The sequence below is a fragment of the Citrobacter sp. wls717 genome (genome assembly GCF_005280955.1).
GTDB lineage: Bacteria > Pseudomonadota > Gammaproteobacteria > Enterobacterales > Enterobacteriaceae > Citrobacter > Citrobacter werkmanii.
Map to the genome: position 1 here is coordinate 256,062 of NZ_SZWW01000053.1, position 20,967 is coordinate 277,028.

19 protein-coding genes are annotated in these 20,967 nt (G+C 47.8%); 11 read left to right on the forward strand and 8 right to left on the reverse strand.

Annotation, left to right across the window (positions count from 1 at the left end; genetic code table 11):
* Positions 1-216: 216 nt before the first annotated feature.
* Both FDX09_RS21295 and FDX09_RS21300 read right to left on the reverse strand, forming a co-directional pair.
* The gene (locus FDX09_RS21295; protein ID WP_223229516.1) at positions 217-867 is read right to left on the reverse strand and encodes a winged helix-turn-helix transcriptional regulator; all 651 of its coding nucleotides are present in this window, start codon (positions 865-867) and stop codon (positions 217-219) included.
* 39 nt (positions 868-906) lie between these two features.
* Positions 907-1,569, reverse strand: a complete 663-nt coding sequence (locus tag FDX09_RS21300; protein ID WP_170973261.1) for a winged helix-turn-helix transcriptional regulator — start codon at positions 1,567-1,569, stop codon at positions 907-909.
* 357 nt (positions 1,570-1,926) lie between these two features.
* Between FDX09_RS21300 and FDX09_RS21305 the strand changes: the two genes are divergently transcribed.
* The 6 genes from FDX09_RS21305 to FDX09_RS21330 are packed head-to-tail and all read left to right on the forward strand — an operon-like array spanning position 1,927 to position 7,926.
* On the forward strand, positions 1,927-2,457 hold the full coding sequence (locus FDX09_RS21305) for a fimbrial protein (RefSeq protein ID WP_087856082.1): 531 nt from the start codon (positions 1,927-1,929) through the stop codon (positions 2,455-2,457).
* Positions 2,458-2,508: 51 nt separating this feature from the next.
* Positions 2,509-3,186: a fimbria/pilus periplasmic chaperone gene (locus tag FDX09_RS21310; protein WP_087856083.1), complete on the forward strand. Its 678-nt coding sequence runs from the start codon at positions 2,509-2,511 to the stop codon at positions 3,184-3,186.
* A 44-nt stretch (positions 3,187-3,230) separates the two neighbouring features.
* Positions 3,231-5,726 carry a fimbria/pilus outer membrane usher protein gene (locus FDX09_RS21315; protein ID WP_249360039.1) on the forward strand — a complete coding sequence of 832 codons (2,496 nt, stop codon included), beginning with the start codon at positions 3,231-3,233 and terminating at the stop codon, positions 5,724-5,726.
* A 27-nt stretch (positions 5,727-5,753) separates the two neighbouring features.
* The gene (locus FDX09_RS21320; RefSeq protein ID WP_137347827.1) at positions 5,754-6,683 is read left to right on the forward strand and encodes a fimbrial protein; all 930 of its coding nucleotides are present in this window, start codon (positions 5,754-5,756) and stop codon (positions 6,681-6,683) included.
* A 13-nt stretch (positions 6,684-6,696) separates the two neighbouring features.
* Positions 6,697-7,212, forward strand: a complete 516-nt coding sequence (locus FDX09_RS21325; protein ID WP_137347828.1) for a fimbrial protein — start codon at positions 6,697-6,699, stop codon at positions 7,210-7,212.
* An 18-nt stretch (positions 7,213-7,230) separates the two neighbouring features.
* Entirely contained in the window at positions 7,231-7,926 is a 696-nt protein-coding gene (locus FDX09_RS21330; RefSeq protein ID WP_137347829.1) for a helix-turn-helix transcriptional regulator, read from the forward strand.
* 48 nt (positions 7,927-7,974) lie between these two features.
* On the opposite strand, the gene FDX09_RS21335 is transcribed toward FDX09_RS21330, so the two are convergent.
* From FDX09_RS21335 to FDX09_RS21345, 3 genes are all read right to left on the reverse strand, one after another.
* Complete coding sequence (locus tag FDX09_RS21335; protein WP_038641196.1) at positions 7,975-9,249, reverse strand: Glu/Leu/Phe/Val dehydrogenase; 1,275 nt, start codon at positions 9,247-9,249, stop codon at positions 7,975-7,977.
* A gap of 331 nt (positions 9,250-9,580) precedes the next feature.
* Positions 9,581-10,312: a MerR family transcriptional regulator gene (locus FDX09_RS21340; RefSeq protein ID WP_038641185.1), complete on the reverse strand. Its 732-nt coding sequence runs from the start codon at positions 10,310-10,312 to the stop codon at positions 9,581-9,583.
* Between the two features lie 222 nt (positions 10,313-10,534).
* Positions 10,535-11,746, reverse strand: coding sequence for a diguanylate phosphodiesterase (locus FDX09_RS21345; protein WP_069324669.1), 1,212 nt, complete (start codon positions 11,744-11,746; stop codon positions 10,535-10,537).
* Positions 11,747-12,063: 317 nt separating this feature from the next.
* Between FDX09_RS21345 and ycgZ the strand changes: the two genes are divergently transcribed.
* The 5 genes from ycgZ to FDX09_RS21370 all read left to right on the forward strand — a co-directional run bounded on the left by ycgZ (position 12,064) and on the right by FDX09_RS21370 (position 13,837).
* A complete protein-coding gene (ycgZ, locus tag FDX09_RS21350) occupies positions 12,064-12,300 on the forward strand; it encodes a regulatory protein YcgZ (RefSeq protein WP_038641180.1) in 237 nt (78 codons plus the stop codon).
* 45 nt (positions 12,301-12,345) lie between these two features.
* Positions 12,346-12,618: a hypothetical protein gene (locus FDX09_RS21355; RefSeq protein WP_038641178.1), complete on the forward strand. Its 273-nt coding sequence runs from the start codon at positions 12,346-12,348 to the stop codon at positions 12,616-12,618.
* A 34-nt stretch (positions 12,619-12,652) separates the two neighbouring features.
* Entirely contained in the window at positions 12,653-12,919 is a 267-nt protein-coding gene (locus FDX09_RS21360; RefSeq protein WP_038641176.1) for a biofilm/acid-resistance regulator YmgB/AriR, read from the forward strand.
* Between the two features lie 122 nt (positions 12,920-13,041).
* Positions 13,042-13,335, forward strand: coding sequence for a hypothetical protein (locus FDX09_RS21365; RefSeq protein ID WP_038641174.1), 294 nt, complete (start codon positions 13,042-13,044; stop codon positions 13,333-13,335).
* Complete coding sequence (locus FDX09_RS21370) at positions 13,286-13,837, forward strand: LuxR C-terminal-related transcriptional regulator (protein ID WP_137347830.1); 552 nt, start codon at positions 13,286-13,288, stop codon at positions 13,835-13,837. Before FDX09_RS21365 ends, FDX09_RS21370 begins: the two co-directional genes overlap by 50 nt.
* Before the next feature lie 1,057 nt (positions 13,838-14,894).
* On the opposite strand, the gene FDX09_RS21375 is transcribed toward FDX09_RS21370, so the two are convergent.
* The 3 genes from FDX09_RS21375 to FDX09_RS21385 form a co-directional block, all read right to left on the reverse strand.
* Positions 14,895-18,512, reverse strand: a complete 3,618-nt coding sequence (locus FDX09_RS21375; protein ID WP_137347831.1) for a DEAD/DEAH box helicase — start codon at positions 18,510-18,512, stop codon at positions 14,895-14,897.
* A 176-nt stretch (positions 18,513-18,688) separates the two neighbouring features.
* The gene (locus FDX09_RS21380; protein ID WP_137347832.1) at positions 18,689-19,501 is read right to left on the reverse strand and encodes a hypothetical protein; all 813 of its coding nucleotides are present in this window, start codon (positions 19,499-19,501) and stop codon (positions 18,689-18,691) included.
* Between the two features lie 388 nt (positions 19,502-19,889).
* Positions 19,890-20,474 (reverse strand): hypothetical protein, encoded by a 585-nt coding sequence (locus tag FDX09_RS21385; protein ID WP_137347833.1) that lies wholly within the window; start codon positions 20,472-20,474, stop codon positions 19,890-19,892.
* Positions 20,475-20,967: the final 493 nt, after the last annotated feature.

Consider the following 20,967-nt stretch of genomic DNA (forward strand, 5'->3'; position numbering starts at 1 on the left):
AAAGTAATTTTGCACACGGGTATGCAAAAGAAAATTGCTGTTGGTGGTGTTTCAATAAGGAACATTGCTATCTCAATATGTTCCATATTGAAACAAGATGGCGTCAAATTCGCCTAAACTGCGACGTTGGGCATCCTTTTGTTTTACGGTTGGCAAGGGGGCAGGCAGTTTCATCAAGGTGAAGGGCGTGAACGAACAGGAGGCAGATTAAGAAGGCTAAAATCGTGCAGGCAGGTGGTTGATCGCCGCCAGTTTTCCTTGCTCAAGTTCGATATATCCCCCTTTTTTTAAGGCCGCGAGCATTTTCATCACGCTACTGCGTGAAAGGTGCGTCCTGTCCAGAATGTACTGGTAGGCGGCAATCTGCTGGCGAATGTTGTCTGATTCTTTGGCCAGAGCCTGTAGTTGATAGCACAGCACATCATAAGTGGTGGGGGCCGCGACCATCTCATTTTGAATAAACAGTTTATTTGTCACGATGATCATATGCCGGGCCATGATCTCCCAAAGCTGTTTTGCTTCAATGCGTGCCATAACGCTTTCCAGTGGGACAGTCGCAACTTCGCATTCCTCAAGGGCGCGGAGCAATAGTTTCTCTGATAATGCGCTGGTGAAGCCGAGAGACACCGGCGCAGAGGCGATGCCTAAAGCCAGATTATTCTCCAGGTTTTCAATACTTACCGTACCCTGGCGGATAAACTGACACAGATGTTCTCCAGAATGTATAAATACAAAGCGGCTACCTTTGGGGTAGCGCCTGAACTCGCATTCTTCTGCCAATTGTCGCAGCAACTCCGGAGCATAAGGCGAGGGTTGTTTGAGCAGGTTTATCGGCGATTCATGAGGCATAATGGGGTTATCCCGCATAGATTTTCATTCGTTTACGTTGTGCAGCATAGCGTACGGTTAATACTTCAGGGGAATATTTTGCTGTATTTGTTTCAATACGCCGCGCTCGGTAACGATATAGCCGCCTTTTTTTAATTCGGCCAGAATTTTCATGATACTGCTCCGTGACAGAAACGTGCGGCTCTGAATATAGTTTGCGGCGGTAATGTGCTGCCGAAACTCGTCAGATTCGCGCATCAACTCATAAAGTTGTGAGCGAATAACATCGTAAGATGTTGGGGCGGAAATGCGAGTGCAATGGTCATAAACACGCCCGGCCGTATAAATGAGTAACATGGACAGGCTCTCCCACAGATCCTCATCGGCAATAATCTCATTAGCTGTTTCCAGAGGAATGGCTGCAACGGTTGAGCACTCTTCACACCGCATAAAGAGATATTCCGATTCTGCAAGCTGATTGCTTAGTCCGAAGATAAATGGCGCGACTTCAGAATTGAGCATAAAGCCGTCGCGTTGCCTGAAGATGGCAATCGTGCCATTCAATAGCAAATAACATTGATGAGAATTATTGCTCTTGTAGTTAATTATTTGTCTGTATTTTGTTTCATAAATGTTGGTGCTTGGCTTTAGCTTTTCAATAATATTTATTATGTGTTCCACCGGCTTTATCGGTAAGGCTTGATACATACTTGATTCAATGATTATTTTTGTTTCAGGCATGAGTCGCCCTCCTCAATAAATATGCTGCTAAAAACAACATAAGATGTTGTTGGTTTTAATAATTATGGTAATGAGAGGAAGATAATGGAATCCATCGCACGGTGTAAAATTACACCGAAAAATAACTTGAGCAAATATGTGTATCTATATCAAAATTGTCCATAAGCAGAAGAGCAATAGCATCTAATAAGGATCGGTTTTACTTACATGGAGCCTAATTCCATCCTTGCTAATTTGCGCTGATTGTTATTTCTCGCAATACTTTCAAAGTGATGGCAATAATAAAGTTATGAGGCGTTATTTGCATCAGGGTAAATAACGATGCAGCACTATAAATAAAAGTTAAGGAAAGCAATTATGAAAAAGAATGTGATAGCGAAGACGTTGTCTGCTGCGGCCATTCTCATGGCCTCAAACGCAATGGCCTATGATGGTACGGTTATTTTTAATGGTGAAATCCTCGATTCGGCCTGTACCGTTGATATTGGTGGTAGTAATACGTTGATGGTCGATCTGGGACGTGTCGCTAAAACAGCATTCGTCAGTACTGGCGATGAAGCATCCACCACAAAATTTACGCTACGGCTGAAAGATTGCCCGGCCAGCGTGGCCGCAGCAAAGGTGAAATTTGACGGTGCGCATGACGGTAATGACAGTAGCTTGTTGGCCATCACACAAGGTTCCGGGTCGGCAGGCGGTGTGGCAATACGTCTTAAGACGGCAGACAGTGTGAACTTAGGACTTAATCAGGACAACGGTTATACCTACATGTTATCCAGTACCGCGGATAATAATCTGGATTTCTATGCCGCCTATGTGGCAACCGCTGTGCCTGTTCTTCCTGGCGCGGCTAACGCGGTGGCTAATTTCACTGTTAACTACAACTGATTTACCTGTGCAGTTTTAAGGGCCGGCAAACGGCCCTTTCAGAGGTTTATGATGAGAGTATTACGTTTTTGCATGTTGCCCCTGGTTGCTGTGGCGATCGGTATTACTACTGCGCATGCGGGTGTCTCAATTGGTGGTACCCGAGTCATTTACGATGGCGGAAAGAAAGAGGCTTCGCTGAGCGTTAATAATCCTGATGCGGTTCCTTACTTAATTCAATCTTGGATTGAAACGCAAAGCAATGACGGGGCGAAAGCACCGTTTATCATTACTCCACCGCTTTATCGTTTGGATAAAGGGCAGCGAAACGTAATGCGCATTATTCGCGCAGGTAATTTGCCAGAAGATAAAGAATCTCTGTTCTGGCTCAATATTAAATCGATACCGTCGGCAGAGCGTAAAGATAATACATTACAAATAGCTATCAAAACGCGAATAAAACTGATCTACAGGCCGGTCGGATTAAGCCAGTCAACACCAGATGCGCAGGTAGAAAAACTACGCTGGAAATCGGACGGTAAATTTATTCAGGTGACGAACTCATCCTCATACTTTATTAATTTTAATGAGATTACCGTGGCAGGTAAAAGAATCGAAGACGTCACGTTTGTCGCGCCCGGACGCAGCGCGAGTTTCGCACTACCGACAGGTATTACCGGTGGAGCAATAACCTACAGAATTATTAATGATTACGGCGGGATAAGTGAGGCGTATCACGCCTCACTCTAAAACGCAGTCCGGACGGGAAGATTATGTCAATGATGATAGCCAAAATGATAACTAATCCGCCTCCGGTCCGATTGCTGCTGTTTATTTTATTAACCGTCGCCAATGTACTGAATGAAGTAAAAGGTCGTGATTACTTTAACCCTGCGTTACTGGAGCGTACAGGATCCACAAATGGCGATGTTGATCTTTCCGGCTTTGAGACAGGACAACAGGCGGAAGGAACATATCATGTTGATATTCTTCTCAATGGAGAGAATGTTGATACCCGCGATGTAGTGTTTACCAGACGGGAAGGGGGAATGCTGGAACCGTGCCTTTCAACAGAGTTGTTGGTGGGCTACGGTGTGAAGACAGCGCTATATCCAGGGCTTGTCGGGAACGAGAATTGCGCTGATCTGTCCGCTATTCCTCAGGCTTCCAGCGAACTGTTATTTTCTTCCCAGAAGTTGTTATTGAGTATTCCGCAGGCCGCGCTTTCTTCACCGGCGCGCGGTTATGTTGCGCCAGAACAGTGGGATGAAGGTATTACAGCCATGATGCTCAATTACAGTCTCAGTGGGGATAACAGCCGGACAAAGGACACAGGAAACAACAGCAACAGTCAGTACGTTAACCTGCGTCCGGGAATTAACTTTGGCCCATGGCGGTTACGTAACTACAGCACCTGGAATAAAGACAGCCAGGGAAATGCGCACTGGGACACCGTCTATAGCTACGTGCAGCGCAATATTATTACGCTGAAAGCGCAACTGGTACTGGGCGACAGTTCTTCGCCAGCCGACGTTTTTGACAGCATTCCTTTTCGCGGCGGCCAGCTTGCCTCTGATGATGAGATGATCCCGGATTCGCTGAAAGGCTATGCGCCGGTGGTGCGAGGAATCGCACGGACAAACGCGCAGGTGATCATTCGACAAAATGGTTATCAAATTTACCAAAACTACGTCTCTCCGGGGGCGTTTGAAATAACCGACATGTACCCGACCGGAGGCGCGGGCGATCTTGACGTGAGTATCAAAGAAGCAGACGGTAGTGAACAACATTTTACCGTTCCGTTTGCTTCATTGCCCGTGCTGCAACGAGAAGGGCGTCTCAAATATGCCTTGACCGCCGGACGTTATCGCTCATATGACAGTCGGATTGAGCAGACATCCTTTGTTCAGGGAACACTCATTTATGGGTTGCCGGCAGGATTCACGGCTTATGGCGGCGTCCAGGGGGCGGATAATTATCGTTCTGTTGCAACAGGTATCGGGAAAAATCTTGGCGTGGTGGGGGCGGTGTCGGCTGATGTTACCCAGTCCTGGTCCCGGCCACAGAATACAGGACAACTGCAGGGACAATCCTGGCGCATTCGTTACAGCAAAAACAGCGTGGTAACCGGGACAAACTTTTCGATTGCCGGATATCGTTATTCAACGGCTGGCTATTCCGGGATGCAAGACACGTTTGATTCTTATGGGGCCGGCAGTTCATCGATAGAGAAACGCCGTAATCGCATGGAGGCGACCATCAACCAGTCTCTGGGAGCGTCAGGCGGATCCCTTTCGCTCAGCGCGGTGCGGGAAGATTACTGGCGTTACACAAAACCACTGCAGTCATGGAGCCTGAGTTATAACAACACCTGGCACGGAATAAGCTATGGGATTAGCTGGACGCAGAGTAAAAACGGTTATTCGGGCAGCAATGCTCGCTACGACAGCGATCGTCTGGCCGCTCTGAATATCAGCCTTCCACTGGAACGCTTTTCGACCAATTCATGGGCCAGCTATAGCATGAATACCAGCCGTAACAGTGGGACAACGCACAGCGTCGGCTTGAGCGGGATGGCGCTGGAGGGAAATGCTCTGAACTGGAGTATTCGGCAGGGTTATGGTTCCGAGGATGCGGGTTATACCGGCAGCCTGAACGCTGATTATAAAGGCGGGTACGCGGAAGTCAGCGGGGGTTACAGTTACGATAGCAATCTGCAACGGGTGAATTATTCGCTAGCGGGGGGCGTGCTCGCCCACGCCGATGGTGTCACATTTTCACAGCCATTGGGTGAAACCAACGTCTTGATTAAAGCGCCGGGCGCTGCGAATGTCGGTATAAAAAACCAAAGTGGCGTACGCACTGATTTTCGTGGATACACCGTTGTCAGTAACGTCTCTCCCTATCGCAAAAATGATATCGGACTGGAGACGGCAACCATAGCGGATGACGTTGAGCTGGAACTGACCAATAAAACCGTGGTGCCGACCCGTGGCGCGGTGGTTCGCACAGATTTTGTGGCCAACGTAGGATTGCGCGCATTGCTCACGTTACGCCGTGATAACGGAAAGCCTGTCCCATTTGGTGCGATGGTGACGGTCAGAGGTGTTCAGGGGCAAAGCTTCATTGTAGGGGATGATGGCCAGGTTTATTTAAGCGGCATGCAGTCACAAAGCGTACTGGACGTTGTCTGGGGCAATGACAACCAACAACACTGTACGGCTAAATATACTCTGAACAGCGAAGAAAATTATCATGGTATTACCGTGACTGAGAGTCTGTGTCGGTAACTCACTTTATTTATTGAGTCTATTAAGATGAACCGAATTTACGTTCTCTGTATTTTATTATTTCTCCCCGGTTTGAGCTATGCCGATAATTGTTCCGTCAATGCGACGCTATTTGGCACAGTTACCATGGGGAATATTATTGTGCAACGCGATGCGCCGGTAGGTAGCGAAATTGCGCGTGCCAGACTTTCCGGGTATGCAAAGCTTGAAGTGGATGCTTCCGACAGGCCAACGTCATGCAGTGGCGGTTATACGTTTAATTATTTATCGGCAACGAACTCGCCAATAAATAATGTATTTAACACTAACCTCGATGGTGTGGGAATTCGTGTATCAGTTTTACCTGGTAGTTTTGTGCTGCCATCCAACGGTACGGCTTACGTTTATAATCTCGGTTTTTACGATGTAATGTTAATTAAAACCGGGAAAATAACCCCTGGGTATTTAACGCCGGGAGTAATAATGCAGGGATGGTTCGTCACACCAGATAATTATTTTACACAAATTTCCCTGGATGCAAATACGCAGGTAACGGTATTAGCATGCTCTGTTTCCAGCCAGACGCTGAATTTTAACCTTGGCGACATTAATGCCAGTGAATTCTCTAACCAATCGGGGTTTAACCCGCCGCGTAGCGATAGCCAGAACCTTGGACTTAACTGCGATGCGTCCGCCAACATTAACGTGGAACTCATGGGTACGCAGAACCCCGATGTGACAGGCGATACGAGCGTGTTGGCGCTGAACGGTCAGGGAACGCAGGGAACTGCAGACGGGGTAGGAATACAAATGCTTTATAACAACGTTCCGTTGCAACTGAATAATCGCATTGTATTGAAGCGTTCAACTGGCGGGCAGGAAACGTTGCCGCTGATAGCGCGTTACTACCAGACTAAGCCGGTCGTCAGACCGGGAAGCGCCAATGCAACCGCGACGTTGAATATTACTTACCAATAACAGGGAATAAATAATGTTACCTGGAAAAAGGACGGCCATAGTGATGATGCTCGCATCACCTGTATGGGGGATGGGTGATCCTGTGACGCTCAACATCAACGGCAATGTCAAAACCGCGCCCTGTCAGGTGAGCAGCGACAGTGTGACCAAAACTGTTGATTTAACGCCCGGGCAATCTGTCACCGCTTCATCGTTATACACCGCGGGTTCGACCACGCCGTGGGTCGCTTTTGAATTAAGTGTTGAACAGTGTCCTGCCGGGACAAGCCGTGTAACGGTATTATTTAACGGTAATGCCGATAGCGACCATCCCAATGATATGTACCGGAATATCGGTACCGCCTCACCCGTAGCAATCCAGGTACAGGCGAGCAATGGTGTGCCCCTTGGCAACGGAAAATCATTAACCGCAAATATTTCCAATCAGCGCTATACATGGCGTTTGCGCGCCAGAATCTATAGTGAGCAAGGGCTGGTAACGCCTGGAACCATCAACTCTGCGATTACTATTTCTATGACCTACCAATAAACTAAAGCAGGCGCCTTAATGAACATCAGCATCCGCTGTGATGACAATATGTATAAATTGGGATTGATCGCATTACTAAGAGAAATATTTTCACTGGAAATGGCCCAGCAAACTCTGAGCATTCAGAATTTTGACTCTAAAAATAGGGCAACTGATGATGTGATGATTTTAATGCTCAGCCCCGGTGAACATTATCTTTGCCATTCAGAATTCTTTACCCGATCTCCAGGGCTTATTGTGGGTTTAATTGACAGGGCGCATATTCCTGCGCGTGGCGAAGTGCCTTCATGTATCAACCATATTGTTTTTATTCCTCACGATACTCCGGCCAGTCAAATGGGGACGGTGATTAAACATCACTGGTCCTTAGCGAAAAATGCAAATTTAACCAATAAGGGGCGCTCTTGCTTAGGTTGCCCACATAAAACATTCACAGCGCAGCAGCATCAGTTAATTCGTTTATTATTGTCAGGGCTCACGTCAAAGCAAATTGGTTTGCATATGCATATTTGTCAGAAAACGGTGCTGGCACACCGTCGAGCCTTAATGAACAAATTTAGGTTGAGGTCGGATTGCGAATTATTACAATTCCTCATCGCTGCACAGGAAAAGAGGATTTTCAGCGCAGAGAAACCCGCAGCGAGTGAAGAAATAATAGCTCGGCCAGTTGCACCTGGTGCAGAATTGTACATGATCCCGGTGAGCTGCAGATAGAAAGCCACCTGCTTCGCAAGTGGCTTATACTCAAGGTTACTTAGGGTCTTAGCCCGGATAAATTCCGCGATCTTTACGTGCCAGCAAAATACGCTCACAGGCGACAATATAGGCGGCGGTACGCAGAGAGCAGGATTTCTCGGCGGCTTTTTCCCACACGTGCACCATCGCATCGGTCATGATTTTATCCATGCGTTGGTTGATCTCTTCTTCGCTCCAGAAGAAGCTTGCCATGTCCTGAACCCATTCGAAGTAGCTGACGGTAACGCCGCCGGCGTTACAAACTACGTCAGGAACAACCACAATACCGCGGCTTGCCAGAACGTCGTCGGCATCCGGATAGGTTGGACCGTTGGCGCCTTCGAGTATCAGTTTACAGGTCAGCGTTTCAGCGCGGTGACGGGTGATCTGACCTTCGAGCGCGGCAGGGATCAGAATGTCCATCTCCAGGCTCCAGAAAGCCTCGCTGGCGATGGTTTCAGCCCCCGGGAAACCAGCAATCTGTTTGTGCTCCAGTTGCCAGGCTGACAGCGCGGACATGTCGATGCCGGTAGCGTTAAACAGCGTCGCGGTGTGATCCTGAATAGCGACTACGCGTGCACCAGCTGCCGCGAAAAGACGGGCGGCTTCACTGCCGACGTTACCAAAACCTTGCACCGCGACGCGAGCGCCTTCAACGTCGATATTGGCACGACGAGCCACTTCCAGACCGCTGACAAAAACGCCGCGACCGGTGGCTTTATCACGGCCTAACGAGCCGCCGAGGTGAATAGGTTTACCGGTGACCACGCTGGTCACGGTGGTGCCGTGGTTCATGGAATAGGTATCCATCATCCAGGCCATCACTTTACCGTTTGTACCCACATCCGGCGCAGGGATGTCTTTCTGTGGTCCAATAATAATGCCGATTTCGCTGGTATAGCGACGGGTCAAACGCTCCAGTTCGCCTTCAGACAGTGAGAACGGATCGACGCGCACACCACCTTTGGCACCGCCGTACGGCAGATTCAATGCTGCGCATTTGATGGTCATCCATGCGGACAGGGCCATCACTTCATTAAGATCAACATCAGGATGAAAACGCACACCGCCTTTGCCCGGACCACGGGAAAGGTTATGTTGCACGCGATACCCTTCAAAATGACGGATAGTCCCGTCATCCATTTGTACCGGGATATCGACAATCAACGCGCGTTTTGGGTGACGCAGGGTATCCACCCAATGGGAAAGTTCGCCCAGGTAAGGGGCCACACGCTCGATTTGTTGCAGGTAGGTATTCCAGGCAGATGTGCTGCTATCTGAAGCGTAAGATAACTTATCCATGATAAACCTTAGTTATAAAAGTAATATGTTCTTAATTTGGCCGTGGTATACAGTGAATCTCACCATATAAACCTAAATTTAACATTTTTTTCATGGAGTGGCCCCCCCAGCCAACGCAGCTTATCGGCATGGATAGTATGGGCTTTAGTTGAAAGATGAATAACTATGCTTGTTTTGTGCTGTCTTTATGACTTTTTGCGAGGATGGAGTGATTTAATATGCGCATTTTGCAAAAAACACATTTTGTCAGATTTATGACGCACCTCTAAAAGTAAACAATATGATAATAAAATGTGTTTGCTTTATTGCATTAAGCTGGGCATCTGTCGGCTTAAGGCCCGTGGAAAATAACTTTGTATCCCTGCTCATTCCAGTGTTGCAGCAGTTCATTTTGTCGTCTGGTTGGCGCCGTACCGGTCCAGACGAAAAGCGTTTGCCCGGGGAATAGCTCAGGACGTGGTGTTTCAATAGGCTCTGCAAGAATGGCGATATGCCACCCGGATTGCGATAAGCGCCAGGCCTCAAGCCATAAACGGGTTCTGTCTTCAACATCCCAGGCCATCAGAATGGCATCTTTCCCTGACTTGCGACGCGTTTCTGACAGAAGTACCGCAACATATTCGATCAGCGCGCCGTCAAGCATGCTGTTCATTATGCGAGAGGTATTATGATCAAGTATGAGTCGCTGGCGTACAGGAAGATAGACTCGGTCAATCAATGCATCGACCGGATACGCGCGGCCAAGAGAGAGCATTTTGGCCCGCAGCTTCGGCGGATTGGCCATCCGCAGAATGCTCATCATCTCTTCCTGTAATTGATTCCAGTCATCATCAGTTTCGCGGGTACTGGTTTCCAGTAATGCTTTCACTTTCCCGACAGGCGTACCATTGCTAATCCAACGTTTGATTTCTTCAATACGTTGAATATCCTCTTCATCAAAGAGTCGGTGTCCGCCTTCGCTTCGTTGAGGTTTGAGTAAACCGTAGCGTCGTTGCCATGCCCGAAGGGTTACGGGATTTATCCCGCAACGTTCTGCGACGTCGCCGATGCTGTAATAAGCCATAGTTCCCCCAAACACTCCTGATTCTCCGTCACCGATATGCGGTTCCTGTCACTTTGTACAACATGCATCAAATTGTACAAAACATACAGAGCATTCTAGCAAAATTAAGATTTACTTTACTATCACGCGTGAGAATATTGCTGGCTTTAACCTCAGAAAAGGGGGGAGGTAACAAATGACTTTCATAATCCATTGAATATTAATGATTTATTGTGTGGCGATTTATTTTCTCTCAGGCCATGCCACAGAAGGGGTACCGTTCAGCAAGGCTGCTGCAAATAAGTTACCCTGGAAAAGCTCGATCCCAGCGGATTCAAGCCACATCCATTCTTCGGGTTTTTCAATGCCAACGGCTGAAAGCTGAATCTCAAGTGAAGTACAGCATTTAATGATCGCCTGAATGATGGCCTGTCTTGGGCCACTTTTATGGACATCAGCAATGAGTTCTCGACTGATCTTTATTCTGTCCGGCTGGAAACGAGACAGAAGTAAAAGCCCAGCATAACCCGCGCCAAAATGATCAACTGCCACACAAATCCCTGCCGCTTTAAGTGATTTTACCGCCTGTGCAAAAGCATCAAAGCGGGAGATGACTTCGCTCTCGGTAAATTCCACGATGATTTGTTCAGGGACCAGTCCATTTGCGGCTATTTCATGAATCAGAAAGTTAACAGCGTCGGGTCTGTTCACCAGCGTCATGGGTAACAGATTGACTGACAACATTTTTTCACCAAGATTCAGAGCGCTGGCCATGGCAAATGCCGTCTTTTTACTTTCCAGATCCGCTGTGTACATCTCTTCCGTGCTTAATTTGTCAAAGTACGCTGCCGGAGTTTCCCCATCTTTACCACGAATAAGCGCTTCCAGAGCGATAACGCGTTGTGACATAGGGTCGATAATTGGTTGAAAGGCAAAGGTGTAGTCGGTATTTGACGCGAGCTCTGCTTCATTAAGGGTTGTACAACTTTTATCGGTGATAAAATCCCAGAAATCGGCAGCAGGGATTTCAAAATAAGTCGATTTTTCCGTTGCCAGTACGAATGTCCGGAAAAACTGCAATGCCCGGTCATCATAGGTGAGCTGGAATTTTGACGTCCCCTGATTCAGTACCGCTTGTAAGACCTCAGCCCGTTCATGTTTTTGTAAATCAAATAACTCCATCCCGACCTTCCCAAACCGGCGGGCAGGAGCATAATCGCACATCAGTTCGACAATATTGTAGTGCCGTGAGTCGTTACAGATACAACGATAAATCTCCTTCACTTGCTCCTCTGGGCCTTCGAGCAGCTGGAAAAAATGCTGACCGTTAAAGAGCAAGATCCCTGTAACATCAGAGCGCCTGTTTTTCAGATTTGCGGCCATCACCATATCCTCAATCGCACAGAGGGGGGCGTCATCACGTAGATGGCTACGGTAAATAATGGTCGTGAGCATGGACAGTCCGGGATTAAGGGATGAGGTGAGGTAAGGACAGTATCAGACAAACGCGGTTATGTCCTGATTTTCAATACATTATTTTAACCATAAATTTACACGTGTAAGGCTATACAGACGCCGTACCGCTCCCGGGAAACAAAGGCTGTACAGTACCTGGAGATGTTGTACTTTTTATTTTCACTCTAATTCATTGAAAAATATCATATAGCACTTTATGTTAAAATTTGCTTTATCTTCGTGTACACATTTTTGGTACAACTTTGCTACTGTTATAAAACTTAATACTCATCAGCATTTTGTTACAGGAGCAACATATGCAGCAGCACAGAGTTCTCACTGATTCCGCAAACGCAATTTCTCGTTACTTTGCAAAAGCGCATCTTCCTACACAGCAGGAAACATTGGGAGAAATCGTCACTGAGATACTAAAAGATGGACGCAACCTGAGCCGAAAGTCACTCTGTGCCAAGCTTTTGAACCGTCTTGAAAAAGCATCTGGTGAGGACGAACAGAAGCATTACAATGCCCTAATCGGCCTGCTTTTCGAATAAAGGGACACCCTAAAACATATAAATGGGGAAAGTAGTGAAGTAGTTATGAAGAAAACTGACCATGAACGCTTGAAACACGAAATTACAGGTTTAGCTGTTATACAGATTTTGCGCATGAACACGGTAATATCATTACCCGCATTGATTAAGCAATTACGTCTTATGAAGGCGAGTGAAGTGGATGCCGGACGTAGACATCTTATTGACAGCATAATTCATGATTTCACAGATTCTAATCCGGCAAGGATGAACCCCAAACCGGAAAGAACTGTTGATGAGAGTGTATTCAGTGGCAGTAAAAAGCCTAAATTACATTAGAGACCATTTTCCATACTATACAAGCGAGGTGACTATGCTTCAGGAAATGAATGTTCACAGAGCAATTGCAGATAAGGCTTTGTCGAGTTACTTCCGTAATGCCGGTGAGCTATTAGCAGATGAATCCGTTGTATTGGGGCAGGCAGTAACAAATGTGATTTTAGCTGGCGATAATGTTAATAATAAAAACATCATTTTAAGCCTAATTGCTTCACTGGAATCGACAACAGATGTTGTTCAGGCTGATATCATCAGAAAAACACTGGAAATAGTGTTGCGCTATACAGCTGACGACGTCTAATAAAATTATTATATAATCATGAAGCTCCAGCATCCATAGTATGTGCTGAGTATTTGTATACTTTGAATTAAGACTACACATAGCATCTTCTCATTCTTAGACTACATTATTATGGGCTTGATATGATTAATTCAATTCCGGAGAATTATATTTTCCAGTGCGCTTTATACAAGAATTTAGAGCGTAATGTGATGTTAAAAATGGGGTATGTCAGTGATGATGTTCTTGTTCAGGCGCTCAGTGCACAGCTGAAGAATGAGAAGAATGCTATATTAACCGATCTTTATATGCAGATTATGAGTCACTTTCAACCAGCTATTCGTTCTGAACCCCGTCAGGTTAATTGTGATTTTTTAGAGGTCATAAATGATGAATACAGTTCAGGAACACGCCAGACAAGCACACTTGTGGATTGACGATGTTTTTATCAGGCAAGGTCTGGAGAATATTCTCGCTGATATAGAGTATAAAGATAAGAATGTGCGTCTTGTTTTCTTTACGATCAACTACTTCAATACTGTAAAAAAACAAAACTATAATCTCAGGACGCATCGGCTGGTACTTCTGATTGATGGTCATCTGTATCAGTACCTCAATGAACTTTCATTCTACAGGCTTCCTGTAGACAGTGGCGTAGCCTCAATCAAAAAATTTATCGCTGAAATTATCAGCAGTGATACTGAACACGACCAGCAAGCTGAAATAAATATCGTCCTGACTGAACGGGATAAATACATCTTAACGCAATTAGGGGAAGGGCGGACTATTTCTGAAATTTCTGGCTTGCTGAATCTGCACTTAAAAACGATTTACCTGAGCAGGCAAAATCTGATCAAGAAACTTGGTTGTTCGGGGTTGATTGATTTTCAAGGAATACTGCAAACCCCAATATTCAGGCACTGGCTGGAACATGCCTGAGTAAATTACAGGGTGTGGATTTAAAAAAAGGCTAAAATGAAAAATCCACGCCGTGGCGTGGATTTTGAAATCTCATTGTTAAACGCGTCTAGACGTTGAGTCGTGATTTTAATTATATTTTATTGATATTTAATTTTTATTAAAAAATTTATCTTCAGCATACTCATTTTTGTACTCATTTTGGAGTTGGCTTGCTTTCGTAATGAGAAGGTCGTACGTTCGACTCCTATTATCGCACCAATCAAGCATCTCTCAAAGTCTACAACAGTTCACTGAAAAACCTTATAATCAGCATCTTCCAGCTCTCGCTTGTATTCTGACGTCTACTGACACCCCCAAAAATCTACATGCATATGGGAGTAAGTTTGGGGTTGATGCTTGACGTCAGCTTTGGGTTAATGCTGCTAGTTAGTTGAGGATTGATACTGCTCGTGAGGGTTGGATTGAGGCTCGACATCAAACTGGGGTTACGACTATTTGGAATTCTCATAGTGTCTCTGTGACGACTGATAAATTTCAGAGTAGCCTAACGCTTATTTTAACGGCAGCCCATATTTAACCACGTGTTAACCCCCTGAACAAGCTAGTCCAACTTTAAGTAATTATAATTAAATTCACCCGTATAAAGAATGTCTGCTATTGGCACTAAACGGGCTAAAGCAGACTGATTTGATGAGATAAGGGTATAGATGAATTCTCCATACCCTTGAACGATTACTTCCCAGTTGATTTGCTTGGTTTCAGTCCTGGGGTATTGCCGGGTGTATCCTTATTATCACGTCTGCGTTGATCGGGTTTTCCTGTTGATTTTGCAATTGGTTTTGGACCAGGTTTAAGCCCCATAATCATACTCCTTAGCCATGTCAGAGGTTATTCCTTAGTGTGGATATAAGGGGAGCGGTAAGAATTATCAAGCTTGGATGGGCGGTGAAAAGTGACTGCTTGACTATTATGTGAGCAATGTCAGCTTTTAACACATAGCGGCCAGCCCATTACTGAAGTTAGCCAAAAATGAGTCGCGATGAGCCCTCAATAATGAGGGCCACCTCGGAGATTGTTAGGCTGATTTCGCCAATTGCCGATGCAGGACCTGCAGACTAGTTCCCGCCCCAGCCCATGCAGTAGCCGAGCCGACCACATACAAGTTTTGCTTGGCGCGTGAGACGGCTACATTGATTATGTTTGGCGGGCTGGCCGCCCACTGACGCGCCCTTTGCTGACTCGCTTTCGACGCACCCAGCAACAGGATTACCGTGTCCGCTTCTCGACCCTGGAACGTGTGGATCGTGCCTACACGATCACGGCACCACTCATCCAATTTTGCGCCGAACGCCCGCAGCAGATCGGTCTCTCTGTCGAGACGCCGACGCATGTTCTGCTCTACGATCTTGAATGGTGTAATGATAAATACGTCCGGATTTGTAATGCCCGATGCTGCAAGCTCTTTGAGCATTCGTACAACCGCTTCGCCCTCGTCGGGGCACCATTTTGTTTCAGCATCGCCATTGATATCCACCCAGCGAGATCTCCCCAAAGCCGAGCCGATAGATCCTGGGCTTTTAGGCCCGACAGCATGGACCATCTGCCCGGCATAGGCGATGGAGTTAGAAACATCGAACATTGGGTTCTGGCAACGCCTGTGAACGAGGAGTGGCAGCCCGACGTCTCGATCGCCTACGTCCATGACGAAAGTGGATTTGAAGCGCGATGCCTGATCAGCAAGGGTCTGCGTAGATGCTGCGGGGGCAGACCATTCGATCTGGTCAATGTTGAAGAACTTGCAGATTTCGGCGTTCAGCTTTTCAGGAAGTGAAACTACAGGTGGGATTTGCAACGGGTCACCTACCACGATGGAGCGCTTTGCCCGCATGATAGCTCCAACAGCTGCCTGAGGAACGGCCTGGCCGGCTTCATCTACCAGAAGCCAGCCTATGCTATCTGGTGGCAGATCCCCGAACATCGTCCGAACAGAGGCGAATGTCGTGGACACGGTCGGCACAACCATGAAAAGGCTCGACCAAAGGTCGGGGAGAAGTTCACGGTGAGCGGAAGACAGGAAGGCACCAGCTACCATGCCTGACATCAATAACCCAAGATTGTGTTGCAAGCGGCTGGCCGAAGCATCGATGAACGTTTTATGCACAGTCAGGGCAGCGGCGAAAAGATCCTCCCGCAGGCGATGAACCTCATCGGGAAGCCATGGTGCAGTGAGGTGGATAGCCTCGTGCTCGCGCTCGAAGAACCTCTCATCAACGACCCTGTCTCCCATACGGTTTCGTGCCTGTGCCTCGGTTGCCTTCAATTTCGAGACAGCCTGACATTTGCTGGAAATTTCCTGGTCGAGTTGCTGTAACTGGGACTTAGTATTGCTCCACTCAGCCCTTGCAAGCTCCAGGGCACCGTCCGTCCCCTGCGCCCGTATGACTGATTGCTGCAAGGTCGCCGAGAGCTTCTGCAGTGTGGATCTCCACGACTTCCAGGCCGCAGTCGCAAACAAACGGGAGAAGAAACCTGGACGGCAAGCAAGATGGCTGTCGAGCATGATCTTGTCCTGCTCGATCTGCGATTTTGCCTTCTCATGCTCTCGTTGGCAGGATTCAGCAGTCTTGTGTGCCTCTTCGACGGCTTCATTCAGACTCGGTCGACGCTGTTCAGCCCTTTGAAGTTCGGTGATCGCTCCCTTGAGCGCTTGGATATCCCGTCGCATCCCTTCTATGCTGGCGATTTCGGCGTCTACCGTTTCCTTGAGTTTAAGAAATGCGGTTCGCGCTTTCAGCCAGGCTGCAGCAGCATCCGCTTCGTTGGTGCTGGGCCGCTCATTGACAACCACGCTGGGCATTACGCGATCGATGATTTCGCCTGTTCGTTCGTCCTTGATCTCACGCATGACATTTATGCCGCGAGCTGCTTTCAGGTAGGTAAGGAAACCACCGTCTTCATTCCACCAGAAACCTTGCTGGAACGCGCCTCGGTTGCTGCTCTTGCCGAGAGCAGCGGCAATCAGCCCCCAGGTTTCGACAGGGTCGGAGGGGATGTCCCCCTCGGTCTCGGCTTCGAAATAGCCGGCGCGTTTGGGATTCGCAATCAGGTCGCTGATGGACCGGAAGTAGGCGATCTGTTCATGGCGACCATTGGCTTCCTTGAGAGGAAGCTCTTTACTGACGTTCTCGACCGCTTTGTTATTGGAGGACGCTACAACGATCTCATGGCCTTTTAAGGATGCATGTAACTTGTAGAAGTGCAGGAATGCATTGGAGCCGAATGCCAGCTTCTCGCCTGTTGTGGAAAAGGCATCCTGCGGTTTATTGAAGCCGCACATCGCCGTGGCCCGATCAAGAATGCACCCAACGACAATATCTCGCAGAAGAGTGGTCTTTCCGGTTCCCGGAGGCCCATTGACGCCGATGATACCTGGAGCATCATTCAGCTCAGCACGCGCCGCATTCACGGCAGCCTGTTGAAGCAGCACCAGTGGATGGCCGCCTTTCGAAGGCCAACGAGCCTGCGGCATGAGCGACGGTGCGACGAATGGCTCAACTGCGGAAATGGGCGATAGCACGTCGATTTTCTGTTCAGGCCAGCCAATTCCCATGTAGCGGCGCAGACCGGCTCCGGCTTTGCCCGTCTCGAGCAATTTGGTTGCTTCACCGAGATCTTCAAGATAGAAGGAATTCAGTAACGAAGGTTCAGGCAGCGCCTTGGCCTTGAAATGATGAAACACCTTAATCGCGAATGTGGGTGGCTCAACCAAATGCTCCGGTACACTGAACTGCGATACAAGCCATTTATAAGCGTTATGAACAACATTCAGATCGATCGGTATGGGTTCTCCATCCTCGTTGTGGCGGCGAACTATTCGATCCAGATGCTCGATAATGCGCGGCTCAACATTCGGCCAATTCCCTAAGCTTCCAAGCTTCAGATCGAGAGCCGGCTTGAGTGCCCAGGCAAAACTGGAAACGGCAACGCCTTTGTCCTCAAGCACATAGCCTTCTTTGTCGATTAGGATCGAGCCAATGGCCGCTTTCTTACCGTCCGGGCGTGAATGCTCCTCATCCTCGCCAAAGACCTTGACCAGCTCGTCCGTCGCCTTGTCGAGAGCGATAGAGCCGAGGACGACCTCGAAATAAAGCTTATAACTGGGCTTGCTGCGGGCATTTGGTCCCCATGGAATACCTCGCTCCAATAGAGCAACCCTGGAGCGGTCGCCGGTTGCCATATCCTCTGGGCGTTTATAACCTTGAGGCGACAGTGCTTCGAGGGCTGTCCATGCTGCCAGTATTGCTCGCGCATCATTCGCCTTATTTGATGGAGAAAAAGACGGGAGCGGACCTAGATCGATTTGGTTTTTGTCGAATTTCTCTTGCATGGCAGAGTCTGGGATGGTCTTCGGTATAGTTGCGGGCGCATTGTGGGGCACAGCTTGAGAAAATGGTATGGACGCCGAATCGGGATTACATGTCGATGAGCTGGAAGCCGACATGGCGAGCTCGGTGCGGTCGCTGAGTGCAGTTAGAGATTGCTCGATTTTAGACGTCAGAGCCCGCGCCCTGGCAGTGTTGCGAAAGGCCAGCTCGCTCAACAACTGTTCAAGTTCACTAACATTGTTGCGGGACTGTTCGAAGATTACTTCCAGATCGAAGATAGATTTTTGTGCATACTGCCGTGTCTTCATTTATTTCTGCTGCTCCATATCCCTTCAGTTAAGCGATATTATGCTAATTAGCTTGATTTCTAAGACTATTAACTTGCGCTCCTGACGCAGATCCCAATCTCGTTGGGATGCTTAACTTGCGGCTTGCGTGAGAAGAAGGCTGCAATTACCCAGTAAAAATAATACCCATTGAGGCATTATTCAGGAGAAATCCCTCCCGTTAGAAAGAGGTCATGCTTACGGATGTGTTCCGCCATATCAAGATTGCCAAGATAACCGATCAACCAAAAGTCACTCTCTTCAGCAAGAGCTGTTGGTGAGTACATAGCAGAGTCCATTGTTTCCTCGCTAATATATCCACCATAAGTAAAGGCTTGTATAACGAATTCTGAGCAAAAGAAAGAATTTCTAGGCTTTCTTTTTTTCTGTTTTCCCGTGAACCGCCTAGGCCATTTGGACTGTTTCTTCAGCTCTTTTAGTTCAAGAATGGGGGATATGATGGCACCTAAAAGATTATATGGTGTTTGCAGTGCAACGTGCTTTTTACAGAATGCTACTACTTTGTCACTAAGCCCAGGTAGCCCGGTGGGTTCTGTACCAGGGCACCGACAAACAGCTACGTAAGGATAGCGAGATATCACGTTGTCTAGAGTATCTTCTATAACACCCGGTTTTATTGCCTCAACTATTTTTCCATCGCCAACGTAGATCGCAACATGCACATAGTCTCCAGATGAGCCATGCGAAATTATTCCATGCGTCAGATCATTTTCATCGTATGAGCAGAATAGAACGTCTGCAGGAGCGAGTTCTGACACCGTGAGAAATTTTGGCTGTGATGGATCTAGCAAAATTCCGGCAAAGCGCCTGTCAGTACTACATTTTGCGAAATGAAGAGGCCTGAATTTTGCACCTAACTTAGAAGTAATGGGTGTTCTGTTTCGTCTGAAGATTCTAAATTTTTTGAATAACCTTGCCATGTAAGTGTCCCTGTTAACTCTATTAGCCATAACTAGTTTTGAAATCCTGCTATGAAACTTATTCCCACAAAATATGTTGAACAAGTGTGTCGGTACTACCATTTATGGTCATTGTACGGTCAGCGTTGATTTGTTCCTATTTTGAGTAGTCAATAATACGTTGTGTGAACAACAGTGATTGATACTTTTAGTTGTGCATAATGTTGATTTAAATCAAATGAATGCAGTTGTACTGCTTAAGAATTCTAACTGTAAGTATCCCGACAAAACGTACCATTTACTTTTAGAAATATGCCAGAGTCTCAGAAAGCAAAAAACCAGCCCTAAGGCTGGTTCTCCTGAATTCAGCCGCTCCGTGTCCGAATGGCCTGATTGTGGAAGATAGCGTATCGTCAGGCACAGTAGCTAATATAGGACATCAGATAGGGTGGGTGATAATCTCCCGCTGTAAATCTGAGGCGATATTGACGGTATTTTGCCGCAGTGAAATAAACACATTACGCATCAGGTCTTCTTCCGGGTGCAGGTCAATGACGTGAACGCTGATGAACCCCGGTGCCCGTGAGCGGGTTTTCAGGTAGCGCAGTGACGTCAGGGGCGGGTTTGCCGGGCCCTGCAACTGGTGGAGCTTTGCCTTCGGATCACTGCAGGCGCAGTGGATCTGGATTTTTTTCCCCATCAGGGTGCGGAACGGCACTGCGAGCGTCCGCCCCATCGGTCTGACGAAGCATTCGCTGAAGTAAAACATCGGGTCACTTTTATCAAAGTCACACTGGGGCAGGTAGCTCCCGGTGGTCGCCAGCCGTTCGCCGTCAATGTGCAGGATGTTATCCAGTTGACGGCGGTTGGGGTTGGTCACGCGGGTGATATCCACCACCATGTGTTCATACACAATCACCATCCGGCGATAAACAATGTCCCGGTAGGCGTGGGTGTTCCACTCTATATGGGTCAGGCTGGGCACATCGGGTGGAGGCTCACGCCAGTCTACCTCGACCATCACCTCGGCGTACTTTTCCGTCTCTGTAAAGCTCAGTATCTGCGGATTGGCGGGTGGCGGTTGGACTCTTCTGCACACTGGACGTTATGGGTAAGCGTGTTCTTGTAGTAGCTGTAGTGCATCGGAGCCCCGTAACCGGTGGTGCCCATATCAGGAAGAATGGCCACGTTCTGGTCGTAAATAATGAGCCCGGGCTTATCGTAGTGATCGTGCTCGTCCCCGTAGGGAGTGTGCTTGACGACCACTGCCCGACCCTGATCGGGATTGCGGAAGATAGTGATACCGTTATCCGGGTCGTGATAATTACCCGTCTCCCGGACCGGCTCCGTGATGCGCAGCGCGGATCGCCGTACAGGAAGGCACCCAGGCTGGGTCGGGGCTCCTTGTCATAGATGATGGTGAGCATGCGCGCATAGTTGTCTTCCCCGTAGCAGGCGTAGGCAAACTCATAAAGGTCAGGGTAGGTCACCGTATCTTTCATCGGGATGCAGTCATT

Excerpts from the sequence above, each read along its gene's own strand:
- FDX09_RS21360 (WP_038641176.1), top strand. The coding sequence starts at position 12,653 with ATGCTTCAGGAAATGAATGTTCACAGAGCAATTGCAGATAAGGCTTTG.
- FDX09_RS21365 (WP_038641174.1), top strand. The coding sequence starts at position 13,042 with ATGATTAATTCAATTCCGGAGAATTATATTTTCCAGTGCGCTTTATAC.
- FDX09_RS21370 (WP_137347830.1), top strand. The coding sequence starts at position 13,286 with ATGATGAATACAGTTCAGGAACACGCCAGACAAGCACACTTGTGGATT.
- FDX09_RS21295 (WP_223229516.1), bottom strand. The coding sequence starts at position 867 with ATGCGGGATAACCCCATTATGCCTCATGAATCGCCGATAAACCTGCTC.
- FDX09_RS21380 (WP_137347832.1), bottom strand. The coding sequence starts at position 19,501 with ATGGCTAATAGAGTTAACAGGGACACTTACATGGCAAGGTTATTCAAA.
- FDX09_RS21320 (WP_137347827.1), top strand. The coding sequence starts at position 5,754 with ATGAACCGAATTTACGTTCTCTGTATTTTATTATTTCTCCCCGGTTTG.
- FDX09_RS21315 (WP_249360039.1), top strand. The coding sequence starts at position 3,231 with ATGATAACTAATCCGCCTCCGGTCCGATTGCTGCTGTTTATTTTATTA.
- FDX09_RS21340 (WP_038641185.1), bottom strand. The coding sequence starts at position 10,312 with ATGGCTTATTACAGCATCGGCGACGTCGCAGAACGTTGCGGGATAAAT.
- FDX09_RS21375 (WP_137347831.1), bottom strand. The coding sequence starts at position 18,512 with ATGAAGACACGGCAGTATGCACAAAAATCTATCTTCGATCTGGAAGTA.
- FDX09_RS21310 (WP_087856083.1), top strand. The coding sequence starts at position 2,509 with ATGAGAGTATTACGTTTTTGCATGTTGCCCCTGGTTGCTGTGGCGATC.
- FDX09_RS21330 (WP_137347829.1), top strand. The coding sequence starts at position 7,231 with ATGAACATCAGCATCCGCTGTGATGACAATATGTATAAATTGGGATTG.
- FDX09_RS21305 (WP_087856082.1), top strand. The coding sequence starts at position 1,927 with ATGAAAAAGAATGTGATAGCGAAGACGTTGTCTGCTGCGGCCATTCTC.
- ycgZ (WP_038641180.1), top strand. The coding sequence starts at position 12,064 with ATGCAGCAGCACAGAGTTCTCACTGATTCCGCAAACGCAATTTCTCGT.
- FDX09_RS21335 (WP_038641196.1), bottom strand. The coding sequence starts at position 9,249 with ATGGATAAGTTATCTTACGCTTCAGATAGCAGCACATCTGCCTGGAAT.
- FDX09_RS21345 (WP_069324669.1), bottom strand. The coding sequence starts at position 11,746 with ATGCTCACGACCATTATTTACCGTAGCCATCTACGTGATGACGCCCCC.
- FDX09_RS21355 (WP_038641178.1), top strand. The coding sequence starts at position 12,346 with ATGAAGAAAACTGACCATGAACGCTTGAAACACGAAATTACAGGTTTA.
- FDX09_RS21325 (WP_137347828.1), top strand. The coding sequence starts at position 6,697 with ATGTTACCTGGAAAAAGGACGGCCATAGTGATGATGCTCGCATCACCT.
- FDX09_RS21300 (WP_170973261.1), bottom strand. The coding sequence starts at position 1,569 with ATGCCTGAAACAAAAATAATCATTGAATCAAGTATGTATCAAGCCTTA.